Here is a 25,942-nt window from a genome sequence, read left to right as displayed (position 1 = left end):
TAGTTTCTTCTTTGTAAGGGGAAGTTTTAATGTGAGAATGGAGTATATTAGGTTAAATAAATAAAAAATTATTCATGCGTTTGGATAACCTGAAGGGGACACAAATTGAAGAGTTGGAGCCGTGAGGTAGAAAAAATATTGGACTTGAGGCTAAAAGAAGAAGACAGAAAATAAAAATAATTTAGAAAAATTGTAAAAGGTTGTAAAAAATATTTTAATAATCAATTTTTTCATAAAATAGTATTTTTTCAGGTGTAAAAAAGCATTTTTCGATGTGAGTTTTCTTGATATACATCTTCAACATTTAGTTTTTTCTTATTGAGATGATAAAAATATTGGTCAAGTCTTTTTAGAAGCATTCATTTTTTGCAAAGTAGCCTCAAGAGCGGTTGTTAAAGCATTCCTTCCCCCTTGATGAGAAAAGTAATCTGACAAAAATTCATTTGTTCCACCCTTTGTTGAAAACTCTTTTTCAAGCAGTGCAAAATCGAGAAATGCAGAATGATCCGTTGCTGTAATTTTACGCATTTCATCCGTAAGATTTCCAAACATCATAGTAAGGAATTCTGCTGATTGCTGTTTTTTTAACCCTTGTGTTATAAACCATTGATGGGCAGTTTCTATAAAATTAAAATATACTCCCATAAGTGAACCTGCTGTCATAAAAAGATTAAACTGCTCTTCCTTATCCAGCACTAATGTGCCCCCCAATGCATCAAATAAAGTGCGTAAAAAGGGATGATCGGGATAGATTGGTGTCAAATTTTTGCATTCTGCAACAAAAGGTAATGGAACAGCACGATAAACTTTATGATTAATCCACTCTTCTATTTCTGCTGCTTTTGCCATAGCAAGTACGGAAATAACCAGCTGTTCTGGACGAAAACAAAGAGAGCGCAAAACGTCTTCTGCAATTTGATTGGGCAAGCAAAGAAAAACACAATCACTAATATCGAGCAACGCTTGGTTATTTTCAGCAATCATAACCGTATCATAGGTGCGTGAAAGGCGCTCTGCTGTTTGTGCATTGCGAGGCGAAACAATAATGGAGGAAACATCAAAGGTGCTTGTCATTAAGCCATTCACCATTGAAGCACTGATTGTACCCGTTCCTAAAAAGCCAAGTTTCATTTCTATTTCTCAGTTTTATATTTTTAAAGGAATCTCAATCAACATTTCAGGTGTTTTAACTAACATAAACGCTAATTGAAGAAGCAACACATAACATAGCAAGAATAATCAAGCCCAAATAGATTTTAGGCTTGTCAAAGAGAACGGCAAAAGCAGAAAACCAACCAACAACAGCTGCGGCTAATGCAAATAAAAAACCTGGTTTATTCATAAGCACAATATGCATTGCCATTAAACCACCAATAATGAGCGCTCCAAAAATAATGAGTAAACCTGTTGCAAACTTTTCATAATCATCCATATTTTGCTCCTTATAGCGCTCAATTATTACACACTTTTTAACGCATATGCACATAAAAACGAAATGTTTTTTATTGAATATGGTTAAAACGGGGGGTGTCTTTTATTGATCAGATGTAAAAAATGCAGGGATATGCTGTGGCCAACGCCAAGGTAAAATTGCAACCAAATCAAAGCGCACAGACAAAAGGGCATAATCTTTTTGCCGTGCGAGCCAAATATCAGCAGCTGCTTCAATTCGCCTTTCATTCATTCGGGAAACCGCTTCCATTGCTTCAACCAACGTTGAACGTGCTTTAACTTCAACGATTAACACAAGATTTCCGCGTCGTGCAATTAAATCAATTTCCCCACATTTTGTTTTAAAACGCCTTTCGGCAATGTGAAACCCTTTGCAACGTAGCCACCAAGCTGCCAATTTTTCTGCACGTACCCCTCGATAAAAAGACTTTTGTCTGCGTTTTTTTTGCATCATTTTATGCATTTTTTAAAAAGATTAATCGCTGAAAAAGTTCCTGCTTTTTTAAACCGGTTTTTTTTGCAACAAAAGCTGCCGCTTGAGCAGCAGAATATGTCCGTGCGCGTTCTAGTAGCATTTCATCAATTTCTTGATCACTTATCACATTTAAAGAAGAAGATGATTCTCCTACAACTACAACAATTTCCCCACGAATATGTGCTTGTTTTCTGTAATTTTCCAACAAGTTCCCCAAATTGGAAACATCTACTGTTTCAAACTTTTTTGTTAATTCACGACAAATGGCAGCAGGTCGATCAGCCGAAAAAAGTGTGACCATATCCTGTAAAGTTTCAACAAGACGATGCGGTGATTCATAAAAAATCAAAGTTGCTGGAATCTCTTTTAATTGTTCCAACCGTTTTCGGCGTTGTAGCTTTCGTGCACTCAAAAAACCTGCAAAAAAAAAGCTATCAGTAGGAAGCCCTGTCGGTATAAGAGCGGCTAAAAGAGCGGATGCTCCAGGAATAGGAATAATTTTATGACCAGCTTTACGGGCCTCTTCCACCAATCGAAATCCGGGATCAGAAATAAGTGGTGTTCCGGCATCTGAAACAAGTGCTACTGTTTTGTTTTCTGCTAAAGCCGCTAAGAGCTTTGGACCCGCTTTTTGCGCATTATATTCATGATAGAGAAAAGTTTTTTTTTGAATACCGTAACGTTCTAACAAAACACGTGTTACTCGCGTATCCTCACACGCTAAAATATCAATTCCTGCAAGCACTTGCAAAGCACGAAGCGTAATATCTGCAAGATTTCCGATAGGTGTTGCCACAAGATAAAGCCCTGATTCTATAACGGGTGCAGAATAAGCATGCGCACCTATAAAATATGCTTTTTCACACATGCTCTTTTCTTTTCATTAAATTCTCCTCACCACAAGATTTTTATCCATACTCATAAGCCATTTTGGCTTATTTTTTACCAGCACATTTTTTATCATTACAAAGGCTTACCTTACTCGAATAATCGATTACACTACAATAAGATAATTTCATATTTAACGTCTTAATTTAACATTATTATCTATTTTGGTCCGCATTATTTTTTCCAGTAAAACAAATTCCAAATGTAACCAATATTCTATCAGCCCCATGATTTTCTATAAAGTTTTTCCTTCGAGAACCAAAAAACAATTTTACCCATGTTATCATCTCATGCTTGGTTATGCTCTTTTAAAAGCTAAGCTTTTTAGATTATTTTCATAATGCCGATTTTTCAAATATTCTATTGATATCCAAACTGTTTTTCTGAGCAAATATAAACAGCCTCTTTTGAAGCACAAACAGTTAACTGGCAGCTGACTGTATTGTTATTGATTAAATATAAGCTCTTATCAGCAAAATACTTTATTTTTTCATATTCTCTATAGCTTTAACAGTATAATGAGTACCTTGGAAACGTTTAAGGCTAATTTTTATCTTAAAGATTTGATTTGTAATGGAAAATTTATTATTTTGCCTATTAATTAGGAGCTTTAAATATCGTAACATTATCTCAGCTCTTCTTATAGTCATTAATCAAAATTATTTTCGTGCATCTTGAAACTTTCTCAAAGCAAAGATTATCGCATCATTGGGGATCGCAGAGAAAATGATGCTGCTAGCTTGTACTTTTTATTTCGTAAATATAGAACTGTTCGTTCACAGGAGTGTGTTATACCTTTTTCGGATAGTGTCGCGAAATAATTGTTTGATATGAGAGCTATCTCTTAAAAACAAGCCCATGATTGAACAACACAAGTCTGCTTTAATTTTGGATACCTTATTTTTTTGAAGGATATGCTCCTATAAAAAAACTTAAGTAATAAAAGCGGGGACAATACGTTATCTCTTCTTTTTAGAGGATATTGTGATGCTTTTGAAAGTTTAAAAACCAAATGGACAGATGATAGTAAAGAGGAAAACAGGTTTTTTCCTTTCAGGTTTCATATTCTTGCTAAATGAAACTGTATTTTCGTTTCAGAGATTACTCAAATAGAATATGCAATATTTTTGCTCTAGCTACAAAATCTGGAACGGCGTGCAGAGCTTTCATTCATCTTAATCTTTCTTTTAAATATACCACTATGTTCAATTTGGATGTTGATTTACAAGCAACAGCGAAAGCACAAGCTTTATAAACAAACAACTCTATAAAACGCGTCATAGAGTGGTTATGAAAGCTATTTTGGTTTTTATCAGATGTTTTGCTAATAGCGATAGTCTCCATGGCTTGGTATCTGCTTATTCTTACGGTATTTGCATACATTCATTGCAGTATATTGATAAAGGGCAGTATATTGGTAAAGGTTAGATGCAAGGCGATTATCTTTAATGCAAAAATAAAAGGTTAATGTAAGATTTTTTCGTGTCATTATCATTAGAAACATAAAAAGGGCTTGAGCAAGCATGCTCTTTATCTCTTTATCTCGCAATGTTTTTTCTACATTTGTTTGTGGTTTTCTTGAGTGAGCATTACTTGCCAAGTGTAGGAGAAAAAATAAACTTGAAGTGTACCTCCGTAGGTTTTGCTCTTGGCTAGTTAAAACGATTGATGTTTCTTATGAGATGGCTAAAAGCATTTTGGATCATGTGGGAGAGGGGGTAAAGTAGAACGGGCTTATTTTCTTTCAGATTTTCGAGAACCGCGGTTTTTCCTTTATTGCAGAATTTTCAAGAATATATTCATTATTGTTTTGTTATTTAGATAAAAAAATTTTGATAAAAATATGTTATGTTTTTCTATTGAAAAAAGTCATGCGGTGAAGAGAGTATATTATATGAGAATAGAGTTCTTTTTACATTGTGAAAGAACGTATGAAGGAAGGTGATTGATAGATTTCTGATCTGGGAAATATTTTTATTCAATGTGTTTTGTATATTTCAATTTTAGGAAAATGAACAATGATTACATATTGGGATAGAAGGGGCCCTCATTACCTTGCGGACAGATCCAAGTGATATTTTGGTTTGGATCTTTGATATCGCATGTTTTACAATGTATGCAATTTGAAGCGTTGATCATATAAGTCAGATGATCATTATCCTCTAGCCACTCGTAGACAGCGGCGGGACAATAGCGTGTAGAGGGTCCTCCATAGATCGTATATTCAGAGTCTTTTTGTTTTTTTAATGAGGCTATTTTTAAATGACAAGGTTGATTTTCTTCATGATGCGTATTGGAAAGGGCAACACTTGAAAGGCGATCAAAGGTTACAACGTCATCTGGTTTTGGGTAAGAAATGGGTTGAAATTTTTCTGCTGGTTCAAGGCATGCATAATCTTCCTTTCCATGGGAGAGTGTTTTAAATAAGGAAAATCCGAACAGTTGTTGCCACCACATATCAAAACCAGCAAGTTTAATTCCATATTTTGTCCCATATTTTGCCCAAAGCGGTTTGGCATTTCGCACTTTATAAAGATCTTTTCCAATGAGCCCTTTTCGCCATTGTTCTTCGATTTCTTTAACCTCATCATGGGCACGCCCTTGTGCAAGAGCGGTAGCAATTTTATCGGCAGCTAATATGCCAGATAAGATGGCATTGTGTGATCCTTTGATACGAGGAACATTGACAAATCCAGCAGAGCAGCCAATAAGCGCCCCACCAGGAAAGGTGAGTTTTGGTACAGATTGCCAACCTCCTTCGCTGATAACACGTGCACCATAGGAAAGACGTTTTGCGCCTTTAAAGATTTTATAGAGTTTTGGATGTGTTTTAAAACGTTGAAATTCTTCAAAGGGAGAAAGGTAAGGATTTTTGTAATCTAAGTGCACAACAAAACCGACAGAAATGATATTGTTTTCTTGGTGATAAATAAAGCCACCGCCACCGGTATTATTGTCTAAGGGCCAACCAGTGAAATGTTGTACTAAACCGCGTTGGTGTTTGTTGGGGGCAATTTCCCAGAGCTCTTTGAGACCAAGACCAAATTTTTGTGGTTCTCGATTTTTGCTAAGATTAAAATGTTGTATCAGTTGTTTTGCAATTGAGCCGCGTGCTCCTTCCGCAATCAGAGTATATTTTGCCAATAAAGCCATCCCAGGCATATAATTTTTTCCAGGGGTTCCATCTTTGTTAAGCCCCATATCTCCGGTGAGAACACCAATAATAGCTCCGTTATCTTTTTGGATGATGGGTTCTGTTGCTGCAAAACCAGGATAGATTTCAACACCCAACGCTTCAGCTTTTTTGCTTAGCCAGCGGCAGACGCTCCCAAGCGAAACGATATAACATCCGTTATTTGATAAGATTTTAGGGTGCAAAATATTGGGAAATACTGTGGACTTTTGAGGCTTTAGAAAAAAAAATTGGTCCTGTGTGACAGGGGTTGTGAAGGGATGGTCGTTATCATTTCGCCATTCTGGTAAGAGTGTATCGATACCAATGGGGTCAACAACTGCGCCAGAGAGAATATGTGCACCAACTTCGGTCCCTTTTTCAACAATTGTGACAGAAAGCTCAGGATTAATTTGTTTAAAACGAATTGCGGCAGAAAGCCCTGCAGGTCCTGCTCCGACAATGACTATATCAAACTCCATACTTTCACGTTGGTCATGCAGAGGTGCTTTCATGGCTTATAAAGCTTTCTCCAATTCTGGAATAATTTGGTGGAGATCACCTACAAGGGTGTAATCGGCAATTTGCATGATGGGAGCTTCTTCATCTTTATTAATGGCAACAATAATTTGTGCATCCATTATACCGGCTACATGCTGGATTGCACCGGAAATGCCAACGGCGATATAGAGTTCAGGGGCAACGACTTTTCCTGTTTGTCCAATTTGCCAATCATTGGGAGCATAGCCTGCATCCACTGCTGCGCGGCTGGCACCTAAAGCAGCATTTAATTTGTTTGCAAGAGGAAGAAGCAGGGCCATAAATTTCTCTTGAGAACCAAGACCACGCCCGCCTGATATAATAACACGTGCTGAGGTGAGCTCAGGACGATCACTTTTGTTTGTCTCTGCTTTTACGAAAGAAGAAAGATTTGGATTGGGAGCTGGTGTTATTGTTTTAATGGGAGCAGAATTATTTTGGGAAGGCGTTGGGGTGAAAGAAGCGGTGCGAACTGTTATAATCTTTTTATAATCATTGGTGCGGACAGTTTCAAATGCATTGCCTGCATAAATTGGTCGTTTGAAGGTATTGGGTGAAAGAATGGCGGTAATATCTGAAATTTGCATAAGATCAAGAAGAGCTGCTACGCGCGGCATCACATTTTTCCCAGTACTGCTGGATGCTGCCATGATCACATCATAATCATTTGCTAACGTGAGAATTGTATCTGCCATAGGCTCGGCAAGTTGATGGGCTAAATAGTCTGCTTTTGCAATAAGAACTTGCCGCACACCATTAAGTTTAGCACTATTTTCCGCTATCGTTTGAATTTTTTCTCCGCAAACCAGAATATCGATATCATTACTGAGTACGCGTGCAGCGGTGAGTGCTTTTGCTGTTTCTTCTGTATTATGATCGGCCAATAAAAGAATTGCCATAAGTTTTTGCCCTTTTATGTGAGTGTTGCTTTTACTCTAGTGGTGAGAATATTAAATGCAGTTCTTCTGTTTTAAGGCTCTGACAAGTTCTACTACATTTGCCACTTTTATACCGGATTGACGGGGTTTTGGCTCTTCAACGCTTAAAATTGTTAAGCGTGCTTTCGTATCGACGCCAAGATCAGTAAGAGATTTTTGTTCAATGATTTTCTTTTTTGCTTTCATGATATTGGGGAGAGAGGTGTAACGCGGTTCATTGAGCCGTAGATCGGCGGTCATAACCATGGGAAGGGGAAGACAAAGGGTTTGTGTTCCATTATCAACTTCACGAGTAACTGTAGCATGCCCATTTTCTATGTTAAGATGTGAGGCAAAAGTTGCTTGTCCCCACCCAAGAAGAGCAGCGAGCATTTGTCCTGTTTGGTTGCTATCGTCATCAATTGCTTGTTTTCCTAAAAAGACCATATTAGGTTTTTCTTCATCAACAATGGTTTTGAGAACCTTAGCAATTGCTAAGGGTTCAAGTGTTTGATCCGTTGTGACAAGAAGTGCGCGATCAGCTCCCATTGCAAGTCCTGTTCGTAGAGTTTCTTTGGCTGCTTCTGGGCCAATTGAAACAAGAAGAACTTCTGAAATTTTACCGGATTCTTTTTGGCGAATGGCCTCCTCCACGGCTATCTCATCAAAAGGATTCATAGACATTTTTACGTGAGACAGATCAACGCCTGTATTATCAGGTTTGACGCGTATCTTGATGTTATAATCAACAACACGTTTGACAGCGACAATTATCTTCATAATGATCCTCTTTGTTTGTACGTCATAAGTTTATAGCAATACTCATAAGAAACCAAATTGTTTAGAATGAAGTCTCAATTTATAACTTGTGTTCTCTTTCATATAAGCTTTTTTTACGTTTACTTGTACTTTCTCGTCGTCATTTTCAATCTTCATATTTTTGCATTGCCATAATTGCCCTATTTGCTTGAATAAAAAGTAAAAAAATCAATTTGTCTTGTGAGAATATTTTTTTAGTTTCTTATGCTTTGTTTATGATGGTGCAATAGGTCCTTTATGCAATGAAAAATTAAGTAAAAAAGATAAAAATGGGGGAATGATTTTTCTCTTCAAATCTTGAATACAGAAAAATTAAAGATTTTTCTTTCAAATATTTTAGATAAAGATTGGGGAAAATATTTCTAACAAAAAAGTTTTTGGGAGTTCTTAAAGCTCTATTTACTAAAATAGAGCACACTTTCTCATCATTTGTTGCGATTCTTTTCAAAAAGGTTAATGAGGGGTAGGCGTTTGTGAATACGAAGGGTCATACGATCGGCCAGGCGACCAAACAGGTTAGGAACGATAAAGTCTTTTCTTTTGTTGAACAGAAAGAGAGCATGGATACTTCTGTAGAAGTAACGATGTCGGATATTGCTCAAAAATTACGCACCGTTTATGCGCAAATGCAAATGAAGCATTCGCCTCGTTCTTTAATGCAGCAGAGTTCGGTAGAAGAGCATTTTAAATCTTACTTAGATGATATTAGTCGGGCCATTTTGGCTGAACATTATATACGTCGTCAAAGAGAAAAAAAGCTTTTCCAGTCTTTGGAGCAGATTAAAACAATTGTTCAAAGTTTGCAGAGTGAAAAAAAAAGCTTAGAAGAAGCAGCGGTAACACGACGGGTGTCTCGTTCAAAATCACCTGATTCTGTTGTACAAAAACTTGCTCACATGGAATGTGAGGGAAATCAAGAACGCTTATTACTTCAAAAGGTGCAAAATTTTTCGAAAGAAAACAGCATAATTTCACTCCAAACAAATGTTGAAAATACGGTGCAGCAAGAAGATAGAAGCCCTTTGCCCAGTGATGCTCTGAAATCTTCTTTTAAAAAGGTTGAGGGGGTAGTGGAGCATGCTGTGATAGAAGAAAAAGGTATGATGGGTGCTCAGGCATCTAATCATTGTATTGAGAATGATTTTTCTTCTTTAAGGACGCAGTCTCGGGAACATGTGTCGTTTTTATCTTATTTGCTAAAAAAAGGTGTTCTTTGTTTTTTAACCGTTGCATTTGTGGTAGCGATAACGTTATGTTTTTATAGCTTTTTAAAAGGAGCTCGTTTTTTTTAATTTTTATGATGTTGATGTTAATAGATGTGAAATGTATTGCGCATTCGTGTTTGTGCGGAAGCTATAGCAACTAAAATTATCCTTTTAAACACGCAACAGAGATTATTGGAAAAGAGGATAATTGGAGAAGGATTCTCTAATTGTAAAAAAACCTCAAATTATCTTGAAGGTTCTGTAAGTGAGTATTTATTTACCAATTGCTGAAATGTCACTCAATATGCTGATCTTGATTGGTATGGGAGTCGTTGCTGGTTTTTTTTCAGGACTTTTTGGAATCGGTGGTGGGTTTCTCATCACGCCGTTATTGATTTTTTATAATATTCCTCCTGCTATTGCTGTTGGAACAGGTGCTAACCAGATGATTGCGTCATCTGTAACAGGAGCAATTACACATTTTAGAAGACGTACGCTCGATATTAAACTTGGTATTCTTTTGGCGATTGGAGGAGGGATTGGTTCTTTAATCGGGATTCAGGTTTTCTCTGTTTTGAAAAAGTTAGGTCAATTAGACTTAATGATTTCGCTTCTTTATGTGATTCTTCTTGGAAGTGTAGGAAGCTTGATGATCGTTGAAAGTTGGTATGATATGATGCGCAAGCGTAAGGCAGGAAAAGCCAATATTCGTCTTGCTGGTCGACATAATTGGATTCATCGCTTACCCTTAAAAATGCGTTTTCGGACATCTATGATATATGTTAGCATTATTCCAGTTTTAGGGATTGGTCTCATTGTGGGGTTGTTGTCTTCTATTATGGGAATTGGTGGGGGGTTCTTTATGATACCAGCATTGATTTATCTTCTGCGTGTTCCAACCAGTGTGGTGATTGGGACTTCACTTTTTCAGATTACATTTGTGTCTTCTTTCACGACAGTTTTGCAAAGTATGACTAATCAGTCCGTTGATATTGTCTTGGCTTTTTTGTTAATGCTTGGAGGAAGTATTGGTGCGCAATATGGAACACGGGTTGGACGGAAGTTAAAGGCTGAACAATTGCGTATGGCACTTGCATTTTTAGTGTTGATTGTGTGTATGCGTCTTGCTTTTCAATTATTTATACGCCCTGATAATCTTTTCTCTCTGGATATTCTTATGAGATAAAAATGGGTAGATTATTTTCTTTATACATCATTACAGGTTGCTTTTGTTTTATTTCTTTTTCTACATGGTCACATGTTGGGACGCCAGCTACATTCATTGATCAAGTTGACCACGAAACTGTCCAAATTATTGTAACAACGAATACGATTACTGTGGATGCAAATTTTGCTGGTCGTGATCTTTATATTGCTGGTGTTTTGGAAAATATTGATCCGTTATATTCTCGACAGAACCGTTATGATATTGTTGTAAGCTTGGAGGGACAAGATCGGACAATGGTGATGCGAGAAAAAAAACGCAATGCCGGTGTATGGGTCAATACAGATTCTCTTATTTTTAAAAAGGTTCCTCTTTTTTACTCTATGGTCACAACACGTGAAATTTACGATATTACGAGCATTGAAGATTATAAACGCTTAGGGTTAGGATTACTCTATTTGCCATTGCAGACGGATGAACAAGATCAGAAAAAAATACAAATCTTTCGCGATGAACTTATAAAATTGCAAAAAGCTAAAAGCCTTTATTATGAGGAAGTGGGTGGGGTTCGTTTTGGTTCTGACACACTTTTCACAGCGCATTTTCGTTTGCCAGCAAATATCCCGGTTGGACATTATAAAGTTCGTGCTTATCTTTTTCGTGATGGACAGTTTATTGATAGTGCAACAACGACTCTTGAAATTGTTAAAGCACATATCACCTATACAATTTTTTATGCAGCGCACAAGTATCATTTTTTATATGGTATTGTTGCAGTGATTATTGCTATTACTACAGGATTTTTGTGTCGTTTGATTTTTCGAAAAGATTAACGCAAGGAAAATGTTAAGGCTTTTATTTTTTATGAAAAATTCGTAAGATAAGAAAAATAGGCACAACAACAATAGCTCCTGTCATAGTTATATGGAAGAAATTTGTAAGCGTTATAAATCCTGCTTCCCATAGTGATTGAAAAAAATCGACTATTTTTTGTATGAGGTTTCGAGGTGTCCATCCCAAAAAATTCATTACGATACCAATGAAGAATGAAAGGATAAGCAATTTTAGACTAACGCGGCTTGATTTTTCTCCAAGAAACGCATGAAAAGAATCTAATAATTTTTTTTTTCGCTTCATTTTAATATACTTTCAAAGATCGTGTTTTTTATTGTATTATCATGGTACAGCGATGTTATTATCATAAAGGAAAAACATTTTTTTATTTTTTCTTACTTTTTGAGTTTATCACCTTAGTCTGGTTAACGGTGCTGGTTTTTGAAATATACACATGTTTTATTGCATTTTTTGCGATATTTTCATGGCCCTTTTTTATTAAATAAAGGGATATTCTTTCGTTTCTGAGAATTTGTAGAGAAATTTTATAACGTTTCGATATTTCACATCAGAGTGAGAGTTCTAGTATATTGAAGATTTTGTAACGAACTTATTATTGTCGTGTATAGAAATAATATTTCAAGACAGTTTACTTAAAAAAAGACTATCTATTCTAATAAGGGTGTGCTTATATAAGTATTATATTTAGATATTTCAACCTTGGTGCATTGAAAAGATCTTTTTTTCTGAAAAAATGTAAGCAATGATAAGCAATGAATTGAGTGTTGTTAAAGGAGCAAAGATATTAAAAATACGATATTGAAAAAAGTTTTGTTATGTATATCCGCGTGAGGGAATGTAAGAGGTTTGTGGTGCCCGTGCTCCTTTTATTTGGAAATAAGATATAATTAGAAGCCGTTATTTAGTGGGGAATTATGGAAAAATTCAAAATTCCTCTTGCAGAAGGGGTAGAGGTGTTTCATGTTAGCCGATGGGTGAATTTTTCTGTTTTGTTAAAATATCAAATTATTATTAGGGTTCTTCGTTATTAAGGCGCTTGAGTTAACAGGGGAGAGCCCTTTGATGGCATAAAAACGCTAGAAGAAAGAAGTGACAAGCTTGCCTGATAATAGAGAAGAAGTCTTTGTCTTATCGCGTTCAATGGTAGACGTTGTAATATTATCAATAGATTTGTGATGGGTTATGTCATTCATCATATATTAAATTGCTTTTCGGTGCATATTGGGGGCTTGTTAAGTATGGACAGGAGAAAAGGTTGGAAAGTGGTGCTGTTTGAAAGTTTTAATACTTTGTTTTAGGGGCCTATGGATCGTCTAACCTTATGATTAAGCATGTTCTTGTTGCGTGGGAAATTTATATAATAAACTTTATTTAAAAGGAAAAGTTATGAACTTGAAGAAAAAAATATTGAAAGGGAGCAGCTTTCTTGTTTCTGCTTTTATTGCACTGGGGGTAGTTGGACAACAGGTTTTAGCAAAAACACCGGCTGATACCCTTGTGATGGCTTGGAATCTTGATGCAATCAGTACGTTTGATCCTGCGCAGCTCAATGATGTTTATGGAAGTGAAATTGTTCGCAATGTTTGTGATAACTTGGTGAGTACTGCGACAGATGATCCTGCTAAAATGGTTCCTGCTTTAGCAACGCATTGGGATGTTTCAGGTGATGATCACAGTACGATGATTACTTTTCATTTGCGTGATGGTTTGAAGTTTAATAATGGCAGATCAGCCAATGCCAATGATCTTGTTTGGGGTATGAAGCGGGTTGTCAAATTGAAGATGGGTAATGCGGCAATTTTTAATGAATATGGAATTACAGAACAAAATGTTGATGATGCTTTGCAAGCTCCTGATAAGAAAACAGTTGTGATGAAATTTGATAAACCTTATCCAGCAGAACTTATTCTTAATAATATTGTTGCAAGTCCTGCAACAGCTTTGCTTGATCGTAACACGATTATGAAACACGAAAAAGATGGTGATTTGGGAAATCAGTATTTGAAGAGTCATGCTGCTTGTGTTGGTCCTTATCAGTTAAAAAGTTGGCGCCCTGGAGAAGCTCTTTTGTTGCGTGCAAGCTCTCACTATTGGGGACAAGCGCCTAAATTGAAGCAGATTTTAATTCGCCATGTTGCAGAGCCCGGAACACAACGCTTGTTGTTGCAAAAACATGATATTGATGTTGCTCGTAATTTGACACCTGAAGATCTTGCAGATCTGCAAAAAACAACAGATGTTAAAATCAAGGAAGTGTTAGAACCATCCATGATGTACTGGGGATTCAATATGACAAATCCCATTTTTGCTAAGGAAAAAGTACGCTTGGCGATGCGTTATCTTATAGATTATGAAGGTCTTGGCAAGAAGCTTCTTAAAGGGATTGGTGTTCCACGGGCCAGTTTTATTCCTCTTGGTAATCTTGGAGCTTTGGATGAAAAAGAGGGGCAACCCTTTAAGCTTGATATTCAAAAAGCAAAACAGCTTTTAGCAGAGGCCGGTTATCCGAACGGATTTGAAGCAAATTTTATTGTCTCAAATGCTCCTTATACTTTGTTACTTGCTCAGTCACTTCAAGATAGTGCAGCACAGGCGGGCGTGCGTCTTAAAATTGAACGTGTAGCAGGTACACAGTTGTTTTCAAAAGTGAATGCACGGGCTTTTGATACGGCTTTTATCGGATGGAATAATGATTCTGCGGATCCTCATACAATGGCTTCACGTCTTGTTTATAATCCAGATAATCGGCTTGAGGCTAAAAATACAGCCTATCCTAGTTGGCAGCATGGGTATTTTGATGCCAAAATGAATAAAAAAGTTGAAGAGGCGTTGTTTCAAAAAGATCCGCAAAAACGGGCACAAATATATGCTGATTTACAACGTGAACTTATGCAAAAAGGACCTTATGCGTTTATCTATCAGAAATATACTGTTATTGCGATGACGCCTGATGTCAAAAAGTGGGTTTGGAATAGTGCGCCACATATTTTTTATAGTAAAATTGAAAAATAAGAGTGTCTTCAATGCTGTTCAATAGATAAAGGGCATCGTCATGATATATTCGGCGTATTGTATAAATTTTCAAGTTTTGCAATGCGTCGAAGATCATAGGTAATGCGTGATATATTGTTGAATGTCTTTTCAAGACATTCGTTTAAAGATATTTTTCATTCTCATTAGAGGTGTATTTAAGTGGATGTTAAGATCGATATTTCAATTTCTCTGAATTAGAAAGTGGTCAATTTATTTGTTAAAAAACTGAGTATAACATAAAGAAACTAAGTGTAACAAATATCGCGGAATTTAGTGGTGCTAAAGGTGCAAAGGTTTTGCTGTGTTGAAGGAAAGTTTTGTTATGGGTGGGTACACAAGGGATATCAGTTTTTTATAGTGTTCATATTTTCTTTTGCTTTGAAAGATGATGAGATGTCATTTGGAGGGTGTTATTTTACGGGGAGTGATGAAAAAATTAAATTTTCTTTTGAAGAAGGAATAAAAGTCGTTGCACTTGGCAAACTGACAAATTTTCCTGTTTTATCAAATCGTCAAATTATTATGAAGGCTCTTTGTTATTAAGGTACTTGAGCCAAAAGGGGTAGTGCTTTGATGGTATAGAACACGCCGGAAGAAATACGAGACAAGCTTGCTTAATAAGATAGAAAAAATACAGGTTTTATAGTCTTTAATAGTAGGCGTTATGATATCGTGAATAAGCTCTGTTGTTGGTGAGCGTTCATTGTATATCAGAGTGTTTTCCTTTGTATGTTTTAGTTTGGCTTATAAGTGTAGACAGGAGGAGTCATTGACAAGAGGTGCTTGTTCTTGAAGGTTTTAAAGTTTGATCTTTAGGAGCCTATCGTTCGTCTAAACTTAATTATTAAGCACGTTTTGCTGCATGGGGAATTTATACAATAAACGTTAAAAGGAAAATTCTATGAACGTGAAAAGAAAAATATTGAAAAAGGGCGGTTCTTTTGTTTCTGCTGTTCTTGCAATGGGGATGTTTGTGCAACAAGTTTCAGCGAAAACACCTGCTGATACGCTTGTGATGGCTTGGAATCTTGATACAATAAGTACATTTGATCCCGCACAAATCAATGATCGTTATGGTAATGAAGTTCTTGTCAATGTTTGTGATAATTTAGTCGTTTCTGCTACAGATGATGCTGCTAAAATGGTTCCTTCGTTAGCAAAGAGTTGGGATGTTTCAAGTGATGATCAGAGTACTGTGATTACTTTTCATTTGCGTGATGGTTTGAAGTTCAACGATGGTCGTCCTGCGAATGCCAATGATCTGATTTGGAGCATGAAGCGGGTTGTTCAATTGAAGATGGCTACTGCGGCGACATTTAATGAATATGGGATTACAGAACAAAACGTTGATGAGGCTTTTCAAGCACCGGATGACAAAACGGTGGTGATGAAATTTGATAAACCTTATCCAGCAGAGCTTATTCTTAGCCATTTTGCCACTAGTCGTACTCTTGCTTTGCTTGATCGTGAGACACTGATGAAACACGAAAAAAATGGTGATATGGGAAACCGGTATTTGGCAAGTCATTCTGCTTGTGTTGGTCCTTATCAGCTAGAGAGTTGGCGTCCTGGAGAAGGGATTTTGTTGCGTGCAAGCTCCAATTATTGGGGGGAGGCGCCTAAATTGAAGAAGATTTTAATTCGCCATGTTGCGGAACCTGGAACACAACGTTTATTGTTGCAAAAACACGATATCGATGTTGCACGTAATCTGATGCCAGAGGATTTGGCAGATCTTCAAGCAACAACGGATATTAAAGTTGAAAGAGTGTTAGAGCCATCCGTGATCATATGGGGGTTCAATGTGACAAATCCAATTTTTGCCAATGAAAAAGTACGTTTAGCGATGCGCTATCTTATTGACTATGAAGGACTTGGTAAGACTCTTCTCAAAGATGTTGGTATTCCACGTGCAAGTTTTATTCCTCTTGGTAATCTTGGGGCTTTGGATGAAAAAGAAGGACAACCCTTTAAACTTGATCTCCCAAAAGCAAAGCAACTTTTAACAGAGGCAGGTTATCCGGATGGTTTTGAGGCCAGTATTTTTGCCGGTGCCTCTCCTTATCCTTTTGCTTTGCCTATTGCTCAGTCTCTCCAAGACAATGCAAAAAAGGTGGGGGTGCGTTTTAAAATTGAACGTTTCGTAGGCACGCAGTTATTTTCAAAACTATCTGCACGTACTTTTGATACGATTTTTTTCGGATGGAATAATGATTCTGCGGATCCCCATACAATGGCTTCACGCCTTATTTACAATCCTGATAATCGGTTTGAGGCTAAAAATACAGGCTATGCGAGTTGGTGCCATGGGTATTTGGATGAAACTATGAATCAAAAGGTTCAAGATGCATTGTTTCAAAAAGATCCAAAAAAACGGGCGCAAATGTATGCTGATTTGCAACGTGAATTTATGCAGAAAGGACCTTATGCTTTTATCTATCAGACGTATCACACGATAGCGATGACACCTGATGTTAAAAAATGGGTTTGGAATAGTGCACCACGTATTTTTTATAGTGCAATTGAAAAATAAGAAGGATCAGGTTTATAAAATATAAAAAACATGATCATGATATATTTGATGTATTGCAAAGCTCTTTAACACTTTGCAATACGTTGAATTTTATCTGGAATGGATTTCTATGTTGTGTAGAGAATTTTATTTCAGGAATTCTTATAAAAGATGTGTTTGTGTGAATGTTAAGATTGAATATTTAAACTTCTATTGATACAATTTTCGAATGAAATAATGACTCTAGATATCCCCATAAAACGGCTTCAAGTTTTTTTACAACCCTGATAATCGATTTGAAATTAAAAATATAAACTACTCTAGCCGGTGTTATGGGTATTTTGATGAAGCTATAAATCAAAAGTTTAAAGATGTGTTGTTTCAAAAAGATTCACAGAAACGGGCGTAAAGAATTGAAAAATGGTAAGTTTGTTTAGTGAAAAAACAGGTGTAACAAATGTGGCAGAATTCACTGTTTCCGAAATAGCAGGGGCCCTAAAGCGTGTTGTTGAAGAAAAGTTTGGTTATGTACGGGTACGTGGGGAGATATCAGGTTACCGTGGTACTCATGCTTCGGGACATGCTTATTTTGCTTTAAAAGATGATAAGGCACGGTTGGAAGCTGTTATTTGGCGTGGAATGATGGAAAAGCTCAAATTTCCTCCTGAAGAAGGGATGGAAGTGATTGCTGTTGGTAAACTTACGACGTATCCAGGATCATCGAAATATCAAATTGTCATTGAGGCTCTTGAACCAACAGGGATTGGTGCTTTGATGACACTCCTTGAAAATCGTAAGAAAAAGTTTTTAGAAGAAGGCTTGTTTGATGAAGCTAAGAAAAAAACTTTGCCTTATATGCCTCGAACTATAGGCGTTGTAACATCACCAACAGGTGCTGTTATTCGTGATATTATTCACCGTATATCCGATCGTTTTCCGTTGCATATTTTGGTTTGGCCTGTACGTGTTCAGGGGGAAACAAGTGGGAAAGAAGTGGCTGTTGCTGTTGAAGGTTTTAATGCGTTGCCTTTAGGAGGAGTTGTTCCTAAGCCTGATCTTATTATTGTTGCACGGGGAGGGGGAAGTTTAGAAGATTTGTGGGGGTTTAATGACGAAGCTGTTGTTCGTGCTGTTTATGAATCTTCTCTTCCTGTTATTTCTGCTGTTGGGCATGAAACGGACTGGACCTTGATTGATTATGTGGCTGATTGGCGTGCTCCAACTCCCACCGCCGCAGCAGAACGGGCTGTTCCTGTTAAGCTTGATCTTGAGGTGCTGGTGGCATCGCTTGCTGCACGTTTGCGCAAGGGACTAGCGCGTTATTTGGATTTTTATCGACAAAAATTGCGAGCTACTCTACGAGCTCTTCCGACTGCCGATCAACTTTTTGCTCTACCACGGCGTGGTTTGGATGAAACTTCAAGTCGATTGCAGCGTGCTCTTTGTGTGAGCTACGATAAAAAACGTTTTTCTTTTCATGCACTTGGTGTGCGTCTTTCACCGCGTTTGTTAAATAGTGAAAAAGCACAACGCAATACAAAGGAATATACGGCACGTCTTCAGCGTGCTTTTGTGCGTAGTGTGGAAAAACAACGTGCTGGGTTAGAGGTAGTATCTAGGCTTTTAAAAAGCACTTCATATCAGAATATTTTGGAGCGCGGTTTTGTTTTGGCTTTGGGGAAAGAGAATAAGCCCATTAAACGCTTGGCTCAGTTTCCAGAAACAGGGCACATAAATTTACGTTTTTTTGATGGAGATATCAGTGTTGCAACACAAGAGCCTATTTCCGCTAAACGTTCAAAACACAAGCAAATAAAGTCGCCTAGCGATGATCAAGGAATGCTCTTTTAATACGAGGGTTAATGCCATGCTTGCGGAAGGTCTTCTTAAGGGAGTGGATGGAAAAGTTCGTTGCGCATGGGCTGGAACGGATCCACTTTATTGTGCTTATCATGATACCGAATGGGGAAAGCCTATTTTTGAGGATATTCGTTTGTTTGAGAAAATTTGTCTTGAAGGTTTCCAAGCGGGACTTTCTTGGTTTACAATTTTAAAAAAACGCTTTTTTTTTCGCATTGCATTTGATCACTTTGACTTTGAAAAGATTGTTCATTATGATGAGCTAAAGGTGCAAATGTTAATGCAGAATAAAGACATTGTTCGCCATCAAGGAAAAATTCAATCAGTGCTTAATAACGCATTGAGAGCACAAGAAATTATAACAGAGTGGGGAAGTTTGTCCCACTATTTTTGGTCTTTTCAGCCACCACCATCAGAGCGTTATGAAAAAATAGATTTTCAAACACTGTTGGCTAACCCTATGACACCTGCTTCTCTTCGTCTTTCTCAAGACTTGAAGAAACGTGGCTGGACATTCGTTGGTCCCACAATTTGTTATGCTTTTATGCAGTCCGTAGGGATTGTTAATGATCATCTTGAAGGATGTTTTTGTCGATAAATTGGCAAACTGTCTTTTGTAAGAGTAATGATCAATAGGATAATAATTGAATTATTTAATAAATGTATAGATTATACAATTTCACTGTATAAGATAATTGAAATATACAAACTATACAATATTAATGATTTTCTACTGTTGTTGGCACTAAAAACGATAAAGGTATAATTTTGAGGATGAAAAAACAGACGCCAAAAGGAGTGATACCTTAACTGTTATGTATCTGAAGTGAGATAATGGTAATATCTTGTATGTTTTAAAGAAACATTTAGTACACCAAAACCCATTTCGCGGTGGCGCCTGTGAATGGTACAACGGTAAATCCATTGAGCACCTCCATCTTTACGCTTATGAAGGAGCAAATCGGCACCATCACACACTTTACTAGCTCTCAATGTTGTGCAACAGTCTTTGGCATTTGTAATGGTTGAGAAGAGTTTTTTTTATTTCTGTTAATGACATGACCGTTATAATTAATGAATATTTTATTCATGCTTATTGACGAATGCAAAGTGGTTTTTAGATGGGGTGCTGTTGTTGCATTGTTTTACTTTGCTTGTATGACTGTCGGTTTATTTATATGTAGGTCGATTGCTCAATGCTTACCTAGGTAATAAAAATAAAATACAGCGATGAAAAATTGAAGTTAAATGACTCAAGCTGCTTGTGTTGGGTTTTATTATCTGATAGCTTTCCTCTATTAGTAGAGTGATCTTGCCGCGTGTGCGCTCCAATTTTTTGGAAGATGATTAAGCTCATGCAGGCTTGTATCCACTACATTGCTTCGTTGAATCTCTGTATGTTTCCGCTGGAAACGAGAGTTCTGTTGCTGTATGTTGTTTTATGCTCTATTTTTATAGTGGCAAAGCAATGATGCACACTAAAGTTTAGAAGGGGTTATATTCGTTATGTCTTTAGGGGGGAAGCGTCTAATGAATTTTGTTTTTATCAATGGGGGAATGCATTTTAGTGTGTATTCTTTTATTGTAAGCTTTATTTTTCAAAAGATAAAGCGTGGAAGGAATGATTCTTCTCATTTTTCCTTTATCTTTGTTAACGCGTTTGGTTTTGTTGGTAAAAACGTAAAACTTTTGACACTTATTTTTCAAAAGATTAAGCAGCTTTTTGTGGGGGATAGCGTTTTAGAAAAGATATTTTCTTATGTCTTTCTGCTATTCCAGTGTCGTTTTTGTCATGTAGTAAAGATGCGCCGCATCTTGAAACTGAGTGTTTGAGGGGGATAACTATTTTTAAAGTTTGCATATTTTATTTTAAATATCGCCTAAAGGAATAGAATAATGAATTCATAAATTTTTGCGTAATGATTTTTTAAAGCTCACTATTTTTTGGGGCGATAAGGCTTATTGATGATTAATAGGGAACTGATATAGTGCATTATCATATGCAAAGAAAGGTTATGAAAAGAATGTAATACTGGTTAGTAAAACATATATTGTATGTTCGCTATGGTTTATTGAGACGTAAGTCAATGAATTTATCAAGTAGATGACTCTGTGTAGGTGATTAAAAATATAAGCGATTAGAACGTATTTATTCAATGTTATAATTATAAATTTGCTATATTATTTCAGCGTCATTAATTGATAAAAAATAAATAAAGGGAAAAGTTTATGAACTTGAAGAAAACAATATTAAAAAGTAGCAGCTCTCTTGTTGCTGCTCTTATGGCTTTGGGGGTAGTTGGACAACAGGTTTCAGCAAAAACACCGGCTAATACCCTTGTGATGGCTTGGAATCTTGATGCAATCAGTACGTTTGATCCCGCCCAAAGCAATGATGTTTATGCAAGTGAAATTATTTACAATATTTGTGATAACTTGGTGAGTACTGCGACAGATGATCCTGCTAAAATAGTTCCTGCTTTAGCAACGCATTGGGATGTTTCAGGTGATGATCACAGTACGGTGATTACTTTTCATTTGCGTGATGGTTTGAAGTTTAATGATGGCAGATCAGCCAATGCCAATGATCTTGTTTGGGGTATGAAGCGGATTGTCAAATTGAAGATGGGTAATGCGGCAATTTTTAATGAATATGGAATTACAGAACAAAATGTTGATGATGCTTTGCAAGCTCCTGATAAGAAAACAGTTGTGATGAAATTTGATAAGCCTTATCCAGCAGAGCTTATTCTTAATAATATTGTTGCGAGTCGTGCAACAGCTTTGCTTGATCGTAAGACGATTATGAAACACGAAAAAGATGGCGATTTTGGAAATCAGTATTTGAAGAGTCATGCTGCTTGTGTTGGTCCTTATCAGTTAAAAAGTTGGCGCCCTAGAGAAGCTCTTTTGTTGCGTGCAAGCTCTCACTATTGGGGACAAGCACCTAAACTGAAGCAGATTTTAATTCGCCATGTTGCAGAGCCCGGAACACAACGCTTGTTGTTGCAAAAACATGATATTGATGTTGCTCGTAATTTGACACCTGAAGATCTTGCAGATCTGCAAAAAACAACAGATGTTAAAGTTGAAAGAGTGTTAGTGCCAACTATGATGTACTGGGGATTCAATACGACGAATCCTATTTTTGCTAAGGAAAAAGTACGCTTGGCGATGCGTTATCTTATAGATTATGAAGGTCTTGGCAAGAAGCTTCTTAAAGGGATTGGTATTCCACGGGCCAGTTTTATTCCTCTTGGTAATTTTGGGGCTTTAGATGAAAAAGAGGGGCAACCCTTTAAGCTTGATATTCAAAAAGCAAAACAGCTTTTAGCAGAGGCCGGTTATCCGAACGGATTTGAGGCAAATTTTCTCGTGTCAAACACTCCTTATACTTTGTTACTTGCTCAGTCACTTCAAGATAGTGCTGCACAGGCGGGCGTGCGTCTTAAAATTGAACGTGTAGCAGGTACACAGTTGTTTTCAAAAGTGAATGCACGGGCTTTTGATACGGCTTTTATCGGATGGAATAATGATTCTGCGGATCCTCATACAATGGCTTCACGTCTTATTTTCAATCCAGATAATCGGTTTGAGGCTAGAAATACAGCCTATCCTAGTTGGAAGCATGGGTATTTTGATGCCAAGATGAATCAAAAAGTTGAAGAGGCGCTGTTTCAAAAAGATCCGCAAAAACGGGCACAACTCTATGCTGATTTACAACGTGAACTTATGCAAAAAGGACCTTATGCGTTTATCTTTCAACAATATAGCGTTGTCGCGATGACGCCTGATGTCAAAAAGTGGGTTTGGAATAGTGCACCGCGTATTTTTTATAGTGCAATTGAAAAATAAGTGTGTCGTTTTAATGTTGTCAAAGCTAAAAAGAGCTTAATCATATAAAAAGAGCTTAATCATAATTGCATGATGAAAATATTCTCCCATATAAAAGCTCTTCAGTTTTTTAAGGATGAAATTGTGAGGGATGTTTGTGCAGTAGCAGTATATAATTAAGATCGTTTATAGGGAGCGATGAATATAGAAAGTTATATTGGGGAGGATCTTTGTTTATAGTTATAGATTCTCTGCATCCAGAATATAGACTGATGTATAAGAAAATTATTTTATAGATGCTTAGTTTGATGAAATGAAATTGATGTCTAATGCTATGCTATTTAAAAGATGAAAGAGCAAAATCAAAATCACTTTGTGTGAAAAGGTAGAAGAATACAAAAGGAAGAGATAAAATGGGAAAACAAAGAATATTGAAAAATTTTTCTATTTTATTAAGCTCAATCGTTTTTTTTAATGGGGCTGTAACATCGGCATTCAGTGCTTCATCTAAAGATATATTGGTAATGGCGTGGAATATTGATTCAATTAGTAGTTTTGATCCAGCGCAAACTGTTGAGGTTGTGACGAGTGAGTTATTGACGAATATTTGCAGCGCGTTAGTGCAATATGACGAGCATGATCCTACAAAAATTCGCCCTGCTATGGCAAAATCTTGGGATGTTTTAGATAATGGCAAAAGAATAGTTTTTCATCTTCGTGATGATTTAAAGTTTAATGACGGAAGGACGGCTACAGCGCAAGATCTGGTATGGTCGATGCGACGGATTATTAAATTAGGATTAAGCTATGCTCAATCTTTAATGGATTATGGGTTTACCAAAAACAATGTTGAAACAAATATTCAGGCACTTGATGATAAGACTTTACAATTAAAATTAGATAAACCCTATCCTATTCAGCTCATATTGACTGTTATTGGACAATCTTATGCTTCTGCTTTGCTTGATCGGGAAACAATTGAAGCACAGAGTATTAACGGTGATATGGGGAATAAATATTTAGCAACACATTCAGCTTGTGTTGGACCTTATAAATTGGTGAGCTGGTCTCCAGGAGATAAAGTTGTATTAGAGGCGACACAGCATTATTGGGGCGATGTGCCTAAAATTAAGCAGATTGTTGTGCAGCATGTAGCGGATTCATCAAGTCAAAGACTTCTTTTGGAAAAAGGTGATGTGGATATAGTGCGTGATCTTTCTTCAGAGGATATTTTAGATCTTGAAAAAAAGGGAGGCTCAGTCAAAATTAGTCGTGTTTTGCGTCCGCAGATTATTTACCTATCGTTAAATAATAAGAATGCAATTTTTGCGAATGAAAAGGTCAGACTGGCACTTCGTTATTTGGTTGATTATGAAGGTCTTGGAAAAACTGTTTTGAAAGGAATTGCTATTCCTAGGGCAACTTATATGTCTTTAGGTGTTCCAGGTGCTTTAGATGAAAAAGAAGGTTTGCCTTTTCAGTTGGATTTGAAAAAAGCAAAACAACTGATTACTGAAGCTGGTTATCCTAATGGGTTTAAAGCTAATCTTTTAGTTGGAAGCCTTAGTTATATGTCGTCTGTTGCACAGTCTATTCAAGCCAATGCACGCAAAATTGGTGTTGAGCTTACAATTGAAAAAATGGCACAAAATCAATTGTTGAGCCGTGTACGTGGTGGAAATTATGATACTGCACTTATGGGGTGGGGGAGTGCTGATCCTGATGGACATCCTGCTTCATTAAATCACGTGTTTAACCCTGATCCAACATTTACAAAAAAGCACAATATGTATTTAGCTTGGCGCGCTGGGTATTATGATGAAAATATTAATAACATGGTGATGGATGCTTTGTTTGAGCAAGACCCCAATAAGCGCATTGTGCAATATCGTACTTTACAGCATTATGTGTTAGAGCATGGTCCTATGGTTTATTTATTTCAGACATATTATACCGTTGGTATGGGACCTGATGTCAAAAAATGGATTTGGAACAGTTATAGACTTTATTACAATGAAGCAGAAAAATAAAAGAAGCATGTTATAGAGAAGGATTGTAGAACATGCTTCATAAGAGGTTGTTTCGTTATATAAAAAGAGGTATTTGCTTTATGTTTTGTCGCTACAGAGGGGATTTTTATAATGGTTTTGCCACTTTCAGAGACTGAAAGAGCTGTATCAGAAAAGCAGAAAAAATTATTTTTATGGGATTTTTTATGCAAAGGATTGAAACTTCTTATTTCAGTTTTTATCACATTGCTTGGGTTGGTGACGATCACTTTTTTTCTTGGTCATCTTCTTCCTCTAGATCCGGTTCTGTCTATTCTTGGTGATAATATCAGTCAGGAAGCTTATGATGCAATGTATTATAAGCTGGGTCTTGATAAGCCGTTGATTGTCCAATATTGGAAGTATCTTCATAATGTATTTTTGTTTGACTTTGGAGATGCTTTAACTTCTGGGCGACCTGTTCTAGCCGATATTATGCGTGTATTTCCTGCAACATTAGAGCTTGCAACCGTTGCTATTGTTATTGGCACAACTCTTGGAATTCCATTTGGTGTTTTTGCAGCAATGTATCGCGATTCATTTATTGATTATGTTGTCCGTGTTTTTACACTTGTAAGTTATTCTACTCCAACGTTTTGGCTCGGATTAATGGCGTTGTTAATATTTTACGCCAAGCTTGGCTGGGTTGGTGGCCCAGGACGTATTGATTTTCTTTATGAATATTCTTTTGAACCAAAAACAGGATTTTTCCTTTGGGATACGGCAAGCCAAGGACAATGGGAGGCTTTTGGTAATGTTTTTAGTCACGTTATTATGCCTGCTTTGATCTTGGCTTTCGGTGCTATGGCTTATATTAGCCGTATGACTCGTGGGTTTATGATTGAGCAGCTTAATCAGGAATATATCATTACTGCACGTGTAAAGGGATTATCGTGGGCGCGAACCGTTTGGGGGCATGCCTTTCGAAATGCTGCTGTTCAAATTATTACTGTTGTTGCGCTTTCTTATGCTTTTTTATTAGAAGGGGCTGTTTTAACGGAGACAGTTTTTGCTTGGCCTGGTTTTGGACATTACTTGACAAATGCTCTTTTAGCCGGAGATATGAATGCAGTTGTAGGATGTACTTTACTTGTAGGATTTATCTTTGTCGCCATTAATTTATTTTCTGATTTGCTTTATCGCATTTTTGATCCAAGGACACGTTGA

The 25,942-nt window shown here is 36.8% G+C and carries 19 protein-coding genes and 2 pseudogenes; 12 read left to right on the top strand and 9 right to left on the bottom strand.

From position 1 onward, the window contains the following. Positions 1-339: 339 nt before the first annotated feature. The 7 genes from ACFILN_RS03005 to ACFILN_RS02975 form a co-directional block, all read right to left on the bottom strand. Positions 340-1,131, bottom strand: a complete 792-nt coding sequence (locus tag ACFILN_RS03005; protein ID WP_273790714.1) for a pyrroline-5-carboxylate reductase — start codon at positions 1,129-1,131, stop codon at positions 340-342. Positions 1,132-1,186: 55 nt separating this feature from the next. Then, complete coding sequence (locus tag ACFILN_RS03000) at positions 1,187-1,432, bottom strand: hypothetical protein (RefSeq protein ID WP_273790715.1); 246 nt, start codon at positions 1,430-1,432, stop codon at positions 1,187-1,189. A gap of 102 nt (positions 1,433-1,534) precedes the next feature. Next, positions 1,535-1,903, bottom strand: a complete 369-nt coding sequence (locus ACFILN_RS02995; protein WP_375667932.1) for a YraN family protein — start codon at positions 1,901-1,903, stop codon at positions 1,535-1,537. Positions 1,904-1,907: 4 nt separating this feature from the next. Further along, on the bottom strand, positions 1,908-2,795 hold the full coding sequence (gene rsmI / locus ACFILN_RS02990; RefSeq protein WP_273790716.1) for a 16S rRNA (cytidine(1402)-2'-O)-methyltransferase: 888 nt from the start codon (positions 2,793-2,795) through the stop codon (positions 1,908-1,910). Between the two features lie 2,042 nt (positions 2,796-4,837). Further along, entirely contained in the window at positions 4,838-6,502 is a 1,665-nt protein-coding gene (locus ACFILN_RS02985; protein ID WP_375664631.1) for a 4Fe-4S dicluster domain-containing protein, read from the bottom strand. Positions 6,503-6,505: 3 nt separating this feature from the next. Further along, complete coding sequence (locus ACFILN_RS02980; RefSeq protein WP_273790718.1) at positions 6,506-7,426, bottom strand: electron transfer flavoprotein subunit alpha/FixB family protein; 921 nt, start codon at positions 7,424-7,426, stop codon at positions 6,506-6,508. A 51-nt stretch (positions 7,427-7,477) separates the two neighbouring features. Further along, the gene (locus ACFILN_RS02975) at positions 7,478-8,224 is read right to left on the bottom strand and encodes an electron transfer flavoprotein subunit beta/FixA family protein (protein WP_375663188.1); all 747 of its coding nucleotides are present in this window, start codon (positions 8,222-8,224) and stop codon (positions 7,478-7,480) included. 512 nt (positions 8,225-8,736) lie between these two features. On the opposite strand from ACFILN_RS02975, the gene ACFILN_RS02970 reads away from it, so the two are divergent. From ACFILN_RS02970 to ACFILN_RS02960, 3 genes are all read left to right on the top strand, one after another. Next, a complete protein-coding gene (locus ACFILN_RS02970) occupies positions 8,737-9,555 on the top strand; it encodes a hypothetical protein (protein WP_375631209.1) in 819 nt (272 codons plus the stop codon). Between the two features lie 178 nt (positions 9,556-9,733). Next, positions 9,734-10,654, top strand: coding sequence for a sulfite exporter TauE/SafE family protein (locus ACFILN_RS02965; protein ID WP_375613503.1), 921 nt, complete (start codon positions 9,734-9,736; stop codon positions 10,652-10,654). Positions 10,655-10,656: 2 nt separating this feature from the next. Next, positions 10,657-11,466, top strand: coding sequence for a TIGR02186 family protein (locus tag ACFILN_RS02960; protein WP_375670828.1), 810 nt, complete (start codon positions 10,657-10,659; stop codon positions 11,464-11,466). A 22-nt stretch (positions 11,467-11,488) separates the two neighbouring features. On the opposite strand, the gene ACFILN_RS02955 is transcribed toward ACFILN_RS02960, so the two are convergent. Then, positions 11,489-11,770: a DUF6460 domain-containing protein gene (locus ACFILN_RS02955; RefSeq protein ID WP_273790723.1), complete on the bottom strand. Its 282-nt coding sequence runs from the start codon at positions 11,768-11,770 to the stop codon at positions 11,489-11,491. A 1,104-nt stretch (positions 11,771-12,874) separates the two neighbouring features. On the opposite strand from ACFILN_RS02955, the gene ACFILN_RS02950 reads away from it, so the two are divergent. The 6 genes and pseudogenes from ACFILN_RS02950 (at position 12,875) to ACFILN_RS02930 (ending at position 19,491) form a co-directional block, all read left to right on the top strand. Next, on the top strand, positions 12,875-14,500 hold the full coding sequence (locus ACFILN_RS02950) for an ABC transporter substrate-binding protein (protein WP_375670826.1): 1,626 nt from the start codon (positions 12,875-12,877) through the stop codon (positions 14,498-14,500). Positions 14,501-14,878: 378 nt separating this feature from the next. Continuing rightward, entirely contained in the window at positions 14,879-15,064 is a 186-nt protein-coding gene (locus ACFILN_RS02945) for a hypothetical protein (RefSeq protein ID WP_375637873.1), read from the top strand. A gap of 358 nt (positions 15,065-15,422) precedes the next feature. Continuing rightward, a complete protein-coding gene (locus ACFILN_RS02940; RefSeq protein ID WP_375670824.1) occupies positions 15,423-17,054 on the top strand; it encodes an ABC transporter substrate-binding protein in 1,632 nt (543 codons plus the stop codon). 212 nt (positions 17,055-17,266) lie between these two features. After that, a pseudogene (locus tag ACFILN_RS09690) lies at positions 17,267-17,439 on the top strand (ABC transporter substrate-binding protein); the annotation flags it as partial. Positions 17,440-17,453: 14 nt separating this feature from the next. Next, a complete protein-coding gene (xseA, locus tag ACFILN_RS02935; RefSeq protein WP_375660258.1) occupies positions 17,454-18,884 on the top strand; it encodes an exodeoxyribonuclease VII large subunit in 1,431 nt (476 codons plus the stop codon). Continuing rightward, positions 18,862-19,491: a DNA-3-methyladenine glycosylase I gene (locus ACFILN_RS02930; protein ID WP_375657937.1), complete on the top strand. Its 630-nt coding sequence runs from the start codon at positions 18,862-18,864 to the stop codon at positions 19,489-19,491. Before xseA ends, ACFILN_RS02930 begins: the two co-directional genes overlap by 23 nt. Positions 19,492-19,736: 245 nt before the next feature. On the opposite strand, the pseudogene ACFILN_RS02925 reads toward ACFILN_RS02930, so the two are convergent. After that, positions 19,737-19,916: pseudogene (locus ACFILN_RS02925) on the bottom strand (integrase); the annotation flags it as partial. Between the two features lie 1,206 nt (positions 19,917-21,122). Between ACFILN_RS02925 and ACFILN_RS02920 the strand changes: the two are divergent. From ACFILN_RS02920 to ACFILN_RS02910, 3 genes are all read left to right on the top strand, one after another. Then, positions 21,123-22,748: an ABC transporter substrate-binding protein gene (locus ACFILN_RS02920; RefSeq protein ID WP_375670821.1), complete on the top strand. Its 1,626-nt coding sequence runs from the start codon at positions 21,123-21,125 to the stop codon at positions 22,746-22,748. A gap of 392 nt (positions 22,749-23,140) precedes the next feature. Next, the gene (locus ACFILN_RS02915) at positions 23,141-24,757 is read left to right on the top strand and encodes an ABC transporter substrate-binding protein (RefSeq protein ID WP_375670820.1); all 1,617 of its coding nucleotides are present in this window, start codon (positions 23,141-23,143) and stop codon (positions 24,755-24,757) included. Positions 24,758-24,868: 111 nt separating this feature from the next. Next, complete coding sequence (locus ACFILN_RS02910) at positions 24,869-25,942, top strand: ABC transporter permease (RefSeq protein WP_375631682.1); 1,074 nt, start codon at positions 24,869-24,871, stop codon at positions 25,940-25,942.

This window comes from Bartonella sp. CL434QHHD, from assembly GCF_042195145.1.
Classification (GTDB): Bacteria; Pseudomonadota; Alphaproteobacteria; order Rhizobiales; family Rhizobiaceae; genus Bartonella.
The sequence above is the reverse complement of the archived record's forward strand: the minus strand, read 5'-3'. Positions and strand labels throughout refer to the sequence as shown.

Excerpts from the sequence above, each read along its gene's own strand:
- ACFILN_RS03005 (WP_273790714.1), bottom strand. The coding sequence starts at position 1,131 with ATGAAACTTGGCTTTTTAGGAACGGGTACAATCAGTGCTTCAATGGTG.
- ACFILN_RS03000 (WP_273790715.1), bottom strand. The coding sequence starts at position 1,432 with ATGGATGATTATGAAAAGTTTGCAACAGGTTTACTCATTATTTTTGGA.
- ACFILN_RS02995 (WP_375667932.1), bottom strand. The coding sequence starts at position 1,903 with ATGCAAAAAAAACGCAGACAAAAGTCTTTTTATCGAGGGGTACGTGCA.
- rsmI (WP_273790716.1), bottom strand. The coding sequence starts at position 2,795 with ATGTGTGAAAAAGCATATTTTATAGGTGCGCATGCTTATTCTGCACCC.
- ACFILN_RS02985 (WP_375664631.1), bottom strand. The coding sequence starts at position 6,502 with ATGAAAGCACCTCTGCATGACCAACGTGAAAGTATGGAGTTTGATATA.
- ACFILN_RS02980 (WP_273790718.1), bottom strand. The coding sequence starts at position 7,426 with ATGGCAATTCTTTTATTGGCCGATCATAATACAGAAGAAACAGCAAAA.
- ACFILN_RS02975 (WP_375663188.1), bottom strand. The coding sequence starts at position 8,224 with ATGAAGATAATTGTCGCTGTCAAACGTGTTGTTGATTATAACATCAAG.
- ACFILN_RS02960 (WP_375670828.1), top strand. The coding sequence starts at position 10,657 with ATGGGTAGATTATTTTCTTTATACATCATTACAGGTTGCTTTTGTTTT.
- ACFILN_RS02955 (WP_273790723.1), bottom strand. The coding sequence starts at position 11,770 with ATGAAGCGAAAAAAAAAATTATTAGATTCTTTTCATGCGTTTCTTGGA.
- ACFILN_RS02950 (WP_375670826.1), top strand. The coding sequence starts at position 12,875 with ATGAACTTGAAGAAAAAAATATTGAAAGGGAGCAGCTTTCTTGTTTCT.
- ACFILN_RS02940 (WP_375670824.1), top strand. The coding sequence starts at position 15,423 with ATGAACGTGAAAAGAAAAATATTGAAAAAGGGCGGTTCTTTTGTTTCT.
- xseA (WP_375660258.1), top strand. The coding sequence starts at position 17,454 with ATGGTAAGTTTGTTTAGTGAAAAAACAGGTGTAACAAATGTGGCAGAA.
- ACFILN_RS02930 (WP_375657937.1), top strand. The coding sequence starts at position 18,862 with ATGATCAAGGAATGCTCTTTTAATACGAGGGTTAATGCCATGCTTGCG.
- ACFILN_RS02920 (WP_375670821.1), top strand. The coding sequence starts at position 21,123 with ATGAACTTGAAGAAAACAATATTAAAAAGTAGCAGCTCTCTTGTTGCT.
- ACFILN_RS02915 (WP_375670820.1), top strand. The coding sequence starts at position 23,141 with ATGGGAAAACAAAGAATATTGAAAAATTTTTCTATTTTATTAAGCTCA.
- ACFILN_RS02910 (WP_375631682.1), top strand. The coding sequence starts at position 24,869 with ATGGTTTTGCCACTTTCAGAGACTGAAAGAGCTGTATCAGAAAAGCAG.